Source organism: Vreelandella hamiltonii, from assembly GCF_014651775.1.
In the GTDB taxonomy this organism is placed as follows: domain Bacteria; phylum Pseudomonadota; class Gammaproteobacteria; order Pseudomonadales; family Halomonadaceae; genus Vreelandella; species Vreelandella hamiltonii.
Genome location: NZ_BMXN01000019.1, coordinates 60,964 through 67,337, shown reverse-complemented (window position 1 = coordinate 67,337; position 6,374 = coordinate 60,964). Strand labels below are relative to the sequence as shown.

Here is a 6,374-nt window from a genome sequence, read left to right as displayed (position 1 = left end):
ATGTTGGGCATGGCACTGTCTGGGTGAATGGCGATAATGGCTATATTGCCATGCAGGTCAGTGGGTTAGAAGTGCTTCCGGGGGCCGGTCTCACGGATTCAGGTTGTAGGCATGGGGATAGTCGGGAAAATTTTGTCAAAGGTGTCTCAAATAGCAAATTGAAGGGTCTTACCATTGACGTAGATGGCATAGAATATACTCCTACACCTAAACGCAGAAAGAGAATAAGTAGATATCGTGGAAATACGCCCTAACAAGTCAATCAACTTCGCGCCTTCGGCGCCGGACGCAGCGAAGCTGCGCCGGTTATTGAGGCGTTATGAGGCAACGAATGGATAATGAATTTACAGAGGCAAGGATTAGAAAGCTTCTAACCTTGTATGAGCAACGGTTGCAGCAGCTGTCTGGCAATGGGGATGATTTGTCGGACGCTGAGCTTAGTTCTGAAGTTCAAAGAATAATCCAAGAAATTCAACACGAACGTGATCGGGCGGACCAGAACAAAAATCATATACTTCAAGAAACAAACTATATTCCTGCACTTGATGAAGCGCTGAATTTTTTGGAGCAAGCATTGGAGACCGTTGGCACAACCAATTTCGAGTCAAAGCTTGATGATGCTGCTTTTTCGCTTGGGTATTACAGACACCACTAAAATTCATAACCACTGCAGGCACGGCGACGCCCACTACATTGCGCCTTCGGCTCCATTTCATGTGCGCGCATGCTGTAAGCGTTAGAGATTAAAACCAAAATTTTGGAATTTTTATATGATTCATTGTGATCAGGTTTTCGGAGTCTCCAGTAATATTTTGGAAGATTCCTATGTCGACAGGGGGAATTTGGATGAGGATATTTCTCTCTACCTCAGAAGAGATAACCATATTGCGCTGCGAGGGACCTCAAAATCTGGCAAATCGTGGTTGAGGCAAAAGACAATACCGAACGCAATAGTCGTGCAGTGCAGGTTTAATACTACAACAGTCGATATTTTTACTGATGCTTTGTCTCAGCTAGGTATCAAACTGGTTGTTTCAGAGTCGACTAAGGATGCTATTAAGGGAAAAGTGGAAGCCACAGCCCAAAGTGGATTTGATTTAATCGCGAAGTTGAAAGTGAAGCTAGGGTTAGAAAGTAGTCAAGAAGAATATGTCCAAGGTAAACGAGTCGGTCATGACATCAACGACCTAAGGTTTATTTCGGATATAATAAAAGAATCTGGTAAGCGCTTGGTAATTGAGGACTTTCATTACCTCTCTGTAAGGGAAAGAAAGCAATTCTCTTCTGACCTTAAGGCAATGTGGGATTATGGTTGCTTTGCAATTATAATTGGAGTTTGGACAAGGAGCAATCTTCTGATAGCTCTTAATGATGACCTTACAGATAGAGTTGTCGAGTTGCCAGTAGATTGGACTGATGAAGAATTAAAAGGTGTGATAGACAAAGGGGGCGAGGTTCTGAAGTTAGAGTTTTCGGAGCGCTTGAAGAAATTATTCGTTCTAAATTGTTATAAGAATGTTGGGTTGCTACAAAAGCTTCTGCTCACTTTTTTAGATCAATCAAAGATATTTAACGAACAGAAAGAGAAATTGTTTTTGGACGATGCAGATGTATTTGAATCTGCTGCGATGACTCATGCAGAGCAACTTGATACTAGATATCAGCAATTTGCCAAGGATGTATCATCCGGTATCAGGAAGAGAAAAAATACAACAGGAATATATGCCTATGCAATGGCTATTATCGTGGAGGCGGATGATAATTATTTATTAAATGGACTTTCTTTAGATGATATTTTTAATGCTGCCGTAAAGAGACAAAAGAGGATTCAAAAATCGAATCTACGCCTCGTCCTACAAAAGCTTGAGCAGTTGCAAGTCGATTCTGATGGGCGAGGCCTTGTGATTGCATTTGATGAGGCCAATGATGAAATCACCGTTATTGATAGAAGGCTGCTTTTTTATCGAAAGTATATAACGGTTAGCTGGCCTTGGGAGCAGCTTATTAGTGAGTACAGCGATAAGCTTGGGTCAGAGTCTAAAATCATCACCTCTTGACTTTAACAAATGAATTAAGCCGACCGTCTTGCGCTGGCGCTCCAGACGGCGGCTTATTCAGGGCGTTAACTGTACCAAGGAGGTATCCGTGAAAGGGAGCTGTTTGTGTGGATCCATTGAGTATGAGGTTGCCTCACTGGACATGCCGATTATTTTTTGTCACTGTAAAAATTGCCGCAAGGCACATGCTGCTCCTTTCGTACCCACAGCGGGTGTTCTGAGAGAAAATTTCCGTTGGACTCTTGGTGAAGAAAAACTTTCTAGCTTTGAATCTAGTCAAGGAAAGTTGAGATATTTCTGTTCAGTATGCGGAACACATTTGATAGCTGAAAGACCTAGCCAACCTCATGTAATATTGCGTGTGGCTACATTGAACGAAGATCCGGGAGTTAAGCCAGAAGCGCATATTTGGACATCACATGACGTTTGCTGGTTGGAGTACGAGGATGTTCCACTCTACAAGGAAAGTTGAGATGTTTCTGTTCAGTATGCGGAACACATTTGGTAGCTGAAAGTCCTAGCCAACCTCATGTAATATTGCGTGTGGCTACATTGAACGAAGATCCGGGAGTTAAACCAGAAGCGCACATTTGGTCATCACATGACGTTTGCTGGTTGGAGTACGAGGATGTTCCACTCTATCAAGAGTGGCAGCCAGATAGATGACAAGTACAGTTAACAAGTTGCAGCAGTTGGTGCCTGCGGCACCGTACACTCACTTCGTTCGTGCCGTTGTGCTCGGGCGTTATGCGACATTTGAGATCGAGGTAACATGTTAATCATTGAGAAATATAATAAAAGTCGTGATGCTGAAGTTGGAAGGTTGCGAGTAAAACCCGAACAAGCTCAGTTTACAGTCGATAGGCTTGGTGAATTCATCTTATCTTTAAAAGAAGATGAACATCCTCATTTGATCATAGAAAATGATCAGGTAGTTGGCTTTTTTGTCTTAGATTTGTCTTATTCTGATACTCACAGCTTTAGTGATCCAAAGGCGCTAGGTGTTCGAGCTTTTCTGATTGATCAGAATCATCAAGGTTTAGGTGTTGCGAGTAAAGCATTGAATTTGTTATCAGACTATGTTGCTTCAAACTATCCAGATTTTGAGCGGTTGCAGTTGACAGTAAATTGTCGCAATAAAGCCGCGTACAATTGTTATCTTAAATGTGGTTTTGAAGATACAGGAAATTTGTATTTAGGTGGTCCAGTTGGTCCTCAACACATAATGCAAAGAACCGCCGGCTAACAAAGCGTTAAAGAGGGACAGTGTACTTGCCCCATTTTAGTGGGGCAAGATCATGCCTTTTTCTCCGCTTCGCTGCATTCAAGTCACGGGTGCGCTTTGGCGTTATGCGGAGCGTTCGTCTTGGCGTTCGCGTACACTCGGTGAAAAGTTGAACACGCAAGAGGTGCGTCATGACTGGAATCACAGCCACTGCGGCGCGCAGCAACCTATATCGGTTGATCGACGAGACTGCCAAATCCCGCCAATCCATCGTTATCATGGGTAAGCGCCACAAGGCTGCCCTGGTTTCCGAGGAAGATGGGGCTGCCCTTCAGGAAACACTTTACCTGCTCTCCGTACTCGGTGTTTGGCCCCCAGCGGTTTCGAATCAAATGCCCAGGCATTATTGGCGCGGGTGGCGGAAGACTGTAAGAACCGGTGGTAAGGTACCGTCCGAAGTGCCCACCACTCTTGAGTAAGACCATGAGACATCCCGATACCGCTCTGCACATACGCACTTACGATGATGAAGTGACGCGGCACGCCCACGATCATCATCAGCTGGTGCTTCCCTTGGCCGGTACGCTGTTTCTTACTATCGATGCCAAGGCAGGAGAGGTGTCGCAACAGCGAGCGGCGATCATTCCGTCAGGTAGCAGCCATGGGTTTGCGGCCACGGCGGGCAATCGGTTTTTGGTGGTCGATGTGCCCGAGCGGTTGGCTCCTTCCCTGGATAGGCTACCGAATTTCGTGGGGCTGGATGCGGCGCTGCGCCATTACGTTCATTTTCTGCATGCCCAGGCCGTTGGCGGGGCGGGCGTGCAGGCGACTCAGCATCACATGCTGCTATTGCTGATACAGCTGTTGCAGGAGCGCCATGGTAGCCGATTGCAGTTGGACCGAAGGGTGTATGCCGCGCAACAGTTTCTGCAAGACCACTTCCATCGTTCGGTTTCCATGGCCGAGGTGGCCAGCGCCGCGCATCTGAGCATTCGCCAGTTGAACGACCTTTTTCGCCAGCAGGTAGGCGCGACGCCTCATCAGTACCTTCTAGAGCTGCGCATGAACGAGGCATGGCGGCTGCTGGAGCAGTCCGAGCTCAGCATTCAGCGGGTGGCGGAAGCGGTGGGCTACTCATCGTTGTCGGCGTTCAGCGACCGCTTCCGGCGTCACTTTGGTCAACCGCCCAGCCATTTCCGCCGTCTCTCGACATAATACCGCCAGAACGCAAAAGCTCCCGTTAGCACTCTCCATTACGCTCTTTCGACACGGCGATCAAGAGAATGTAAGGGGAGATAGCCACATGCCAAACGTAAACGCGGCTACCTGGATCGGGGCCATTTCCGTGCTGCTTTGGGGCACGCTGGCGTTGTTGACCAAACTATCCGGCGGCGAGATTCCTGAGTTCCAGCTCATGGCCATGACCTTCGGCATCGCGTTTTTGCTGATGATGGGGCGCTGGGGGTTGGCTGGGCATACGGGCATTCGTTATACCCGACAGCCGTTGGCGGCCTGGTGTATCGGGGTTGGCGGGTTGTTCGGTTACCACTTTGCTTATTTCAAGGCGATGACGCTGGCGCCAGCGGTGGATGTCAGCCTGTTGGCTTACCTCTGGCCGCTGCTGATCGTGCTGCTCTCTGCGCTGTTGCCGGATGAGCGGTTGCGGGTTCAGTCCATCGTGGGGGCGTTGCTGGCTCTGCTGGGGTGCTGGCTGTTGATCAGCCGCCAGGCCGGGGGATTCGCGTGGGAGTACCTGCCGGGCTATCTGGTTGCCTTGGCGTGTGCGTTGATCTGGTCGTCTTACTCCGTGCTCAGCCGGTGGGTGCGCAGCGTGCCTACCGATGCCGTGGGCTGGTTCTGCGGCGTAACGGCGCTGCTGGCATTCAGCTGCCATGTGCTGTGGGAAGAGACGGTATGGCCGCAAGGGTGGAGGCAATGGGTGGGCGTCGCGGGATTAGGGCTCGGCCCCGTGGGAATTGCCTTCTTCACTTGGGACTATGGCGTCAAGCACGGCAACATCCAGCTTCTGGGCACCCTGGCGTATAGCGCGCCGCTGATCTCTGTGGTGCTGCTGATTCTGGCGGGCTACGGCGAGGCGACGACCACCGTGGTGAGCGCCAGCGTGCTAATCGTGCTGGGGTCGTTGGTGGCCGGTTGGGTGCGGCCTCGAAAGGTATCGCAGCGTAATGAATAGTAGGCTGTGCAGCAGTCGAGTTTGAGCGCTGGAGCGTTGGTACCCGCAACTGGGAGCCGGTGACATTAGTGTCGTTGAATCCAGAGCGAAAAGTGGTCGCTGAGGCAGCGCGAATGGCGGCATAAAAAATCAGGCAGGCCGACAGATACCTTGACAGTTACCGATAGGCGAGATCCATGCTGCGACGAATCGGCGGTTTGGCGTTGCCTCGTAACTCCTCAATTAACAAGGCGCAGCAGCTCGCGGCCTTTGGCCGCTGGACGCTCCTGACGTCGCGCAGATGTGCTCAGCGTTAAATCAGTAGTGATACCGCAGCTGGGCAATAAGCAAAGCGTCGTCCGTGACCTTGTAAACGATGCGGTGTTCTTCGTTGATTCGCCGAGACCAGTAACCCGCGAGGCTGTGTTTGAGAGGCTCTGGCTTGCCGACTCCTTCAAATGGCGCTCGCTTGATTTCTTTGATTAGCTTGTTGATTCGGTTGAGAATCTTTTTGTCAGTTTTCTGCCAGTACAAATAGTCTTCCCAAGCGTTCTCGGAAAAGATGAGCTTCATTCAAGAAGCTCCTTTTCCTGACCGCCCCCTTGCTCCAACTCGGCAACGGATTCCAGTAAACGGCGGGCGTTTTTGGGCGCGCGCAGGAGGTAGGCTGTCTCTTGCAGTGCTTCATAGTCTTCGAGAGAGATCATGACCACGGATTGCGCCTTGTTGCGGGTGATGATCACAGGGGAATGGTCTTCACAGACCTGCTCCATGGTTTTTGCTAGGTTGGTTCTAGCGGCGGTGTAGCTGATGGCATCCATAAAGGGTACTCCTGTACGCGATCTTGTTAATGTACAGAATAGCGTACAGGGTTGGGTTTGCCAATTGGCTTAGCCGCGTTCGGCTTTCTCCGCTTTAA

Annotated in this window: 11 protein-coding genes; 9 read left to right on the top strand and 2 right to left on the bottom strand. The window is 49.7% G+C overall.

The genetic code is table 11. From position 1 onward, the window contains the following. The 9 genes from IE091_RS18460 to yddG form a co-directional block, all read left to right on the top strand. A partial coding sequence (locus IE091_RS18460) for a hypothetical protein (RefSeq protein ID WP_229800846.1) occupies positions 1-254 on the top strand: 254 nt, incomplete at its 5' end. A gap of 77 nt (positions 255-331) precedes the next feature. Then, positions 332-655, top strand: coding sequence for a hypothetical protein (locus tag IE091_RS14325; RefSeq protein WP_189463944.1), 324 nt, complete (start codon positions 332-334; stop codon positions 653-655). Positions 656-770: 115 nt separating this feature from the next. Further along, positions 771-2,057, top strand: a complete 1,287-nt coding sequence (locus IE091_RS14320) for a hypothetical protein (protein WP_189463943.1) — start codon at positions 771-773, stop codon at positions 2,055-2,057. An 88-nt stretch (positions 2,058-2,145) separates the two neighbouring features. Further along, positions 2,146-2,529, top strand: a complete 384-nt coding sequence (locus tag IE091_RS14315; protein WP_479694287.1) for a GFA family protein — start codon at positions 2,146-2,148, stop codon at positions 2,527-2,529. Next, positions 2,484-2,723, top strand: coding sequence for a GFA family protein (locus IE091_RS18675; protein WP_189463942.1), 240 nt, complete (start codon positions 2,484-2,486; stop codon positions 2,721-2,723). The genes IE091_RS14315 and IE091_RS18675 overlap by 46 nt, the downstream gene beginning before the upstream one ends. Positions 2,724-2,829: 106 nt before the next feature. Beyond that, positions 2,830-3,303 carry a GNAT family N-acetyltransferase gene (locus IE091_RS14305; RefSeq protein WP_189463941.1) on the top strand — a complete coding sequence of 158 codons (474 nt, stop codon included), beginning with the start codon at positions 2,830-2,832 and terminating at the stop codon, positions 3,301-3,303. Positions 3,304-3,473: 170 nt separating this feature from the next. Beyond that, positions 3,474-3,761 carry a type II toxin-antitoxin system Phd/YefM family antitoxin gene (locus IE091_RS18700; protein ID WP_189463940.1) on the top strand — a complete coding sequence of 96 codons (288 nt, stop codon included), beginning with the start codon at positions 3,474-3,476 and terminating at the stop codon, positions 3,759-3,761. A gap of 4 nt (positions 3,762-3,765) precedes the next feature. After that, on the top strand, positions 3,766-4,497 hold the full coding sequence (locus tag IE091_RS14295; protein WP_189463939.1) for an AraC family transcriptional regulator: 732 nt from the start codon (positions 3,766-3,768) through the stop codon (positions 4,495-4,497). Between the two features lie 88 nt (positions 4,498-4,585). Then, positions 4,586-5,476 carry an aromatic amino acid exporter YddG gene (yddG, locus tag IE091_RS14290; RefSeq protein WP_189463938.1) on the top strand — a complete coding sequence of 297 codons (891 nt, stop codon included), beginning with the start codon at positions 4,586-4,588 and terminating at the stop codon, positions 5,474-5,476. A gap of 297 nt (positions 5,477-5,773) precedes the next feature. Here the strand turns inward: yddG and IE091_RS14285 are convergent, their stop codons facing one another. Continuing rightward, positions 5,774-6,028 carry a Txe/YoeB family addiction module toxin gene (locus IE091_RS14285; protein ID WP_039176657.1) on the bottom strand — a complete coding sequence of 85 codons (255 nt, stop codon included), beginning with the start codon at positions 6,026-6,028 and terminating at the stop codon, positions 5,774-5,776. Beyond that, positions 6,025-6,276: a type II toxin-antitoxin system Phd/YefM family antitoxin gene (locus tag IE091_RS14280; protein ID WP_039176654.1), complete on the bottom strand. Its 252-nt coding sequence runs from the start codon at positions 6,274-6,276 to the stop codon at positions 6,025-6,027. The genes IE091_RS14285 and IE091_RS14280 overlap by 4 nt, the downstream gene beginning before the upstream one ends. Positions 6,277-6,374 lie beyond the last annotated feature (98 nt).

Excerpts from the sequence above, each read along its gene's own strand:
- IE091_RS14325 (WP_189463944.1), top strand. The coding sequence starts at position 332 with ATGGATAATGAATTTACAGAGGCAAGGATTAGAAAGCTTCTAACCTTG.
- IE091_RS14320 (WP_189463943.1), top strand. The coding sequence starts at position 771 with ATGATTCATTGTGATCAGGTTTTCGGAGTCTCCAGTAATATTTTGGAA.
- IE091_RS14305 (WP_189463941.1), top strand. The coding sequence starts at position 2,830 with ATGTTAATCATTGAGAAATATAATAAAAGTCGTGATGCTGAAGTTGGA.
- IE091_RS18700 (WP_189463940.1), top strand. The coding sequence starts at position 3,474 with ATGACTGGAATCACAGCCACTGCGGCGCGCAGCAACCTATATCGGTTG.
- IE091_RS14295 (WP_189463939.1), top strand. The coding sequence starts at position 3,766 with ATGAGACATCCCGATACCGCTCTGCACATACGCACTTACGATGATGAA.
- yddG (WP_189463938.1), top strand. The coding sequence starts at position 4,586 with ATGCCAAACGTAAACGCGGCTACCTGGATCGGGGCCATTTCCGTGCTG.
- IE091_RS14285 (WP_039176657.1), bottom strand. The coding sequence starts at position 6,028 with ATGAAGCTCATCTTTTCCGAGAACGCTTGGGAAGACTATTTGTACTGG.
- IE091_RS14280 (WP_039176654.1), bottom strand. The coding sequence starts at position 6,276 with ATGGATGCCATCAGCTACACCGCCGCTAGAACCAACCTAGCAAAAACC.